The 361-nt window shown below is 51.5% G+C and carries 1 protein-coding gene and 1 pseudogene; one reads left to right on the forward strand and one right to left on the reverse strand.

All coding sequences use genetic code 11. The features are described from left to right. A pseudogene (locus P7F28_RS09270) lies at nucleotides 1-181 on the forward strand (hypothetical protein); the annotation flags it as partial. Here the strand turns inward: P7F28_RS09270 and P7F28_RS09275 are convergent. Next, nucleotides 161-361 (reverse strand): hypothetical protein (locus P7F28_RS09275; RefSeq protein ID WP_277184214.1); only part of this gene is annotated, 201 nt, incomplete at its 5' end. The pseudogene P7F28_RS09270 and the gene P7F28_RS09275 sit on opposite strands and share 21 nt — an antisense overlap.

A 361-nucleotide genomic window follows, 5' to 3' on the forward strand; every position in this document is an offset into this window, starting at 1 on the left:
GGGCTACGTGAGTCCGCTCTCGTTTCATCTAGCCGGGCACGGATTATTGCTGCTTACCGGAACGTTTTTCGCGGTCCTTGTTGTGCCCATTCCCGTCTTGGCTGGCTATTGGATTGTTGTTGCCGCGTCACTCGGAGGCCTGTTGTGGAAGGCCGCGGAGTCATTTCAATCGCCAAGATAGACAACCCAGCGAGATCGCTGTAGCGAAGCGCGATTCAACGAACGAAGCCTTCCTAAAAAATTTCAGATTATCCTGATAATCTGAAGCGCCGCTCGTTTTTTCGCCAGGATATGTTGCAATGCCGAGTTGATGATCGCCTGCCTGCAATGTGCATTCACTCTTAACGCTTATTGCTCGGTT

This window comes from Caballeronia sp. BR00000012568055 (assembly GCF_029439455.1).
Taxonomy (GTDB): domain Bacteria; phylum Pseudomonadota; class Gammaproteobacteria; order Burkholderiales; family Burkholderiaceae; genus Caballeronia.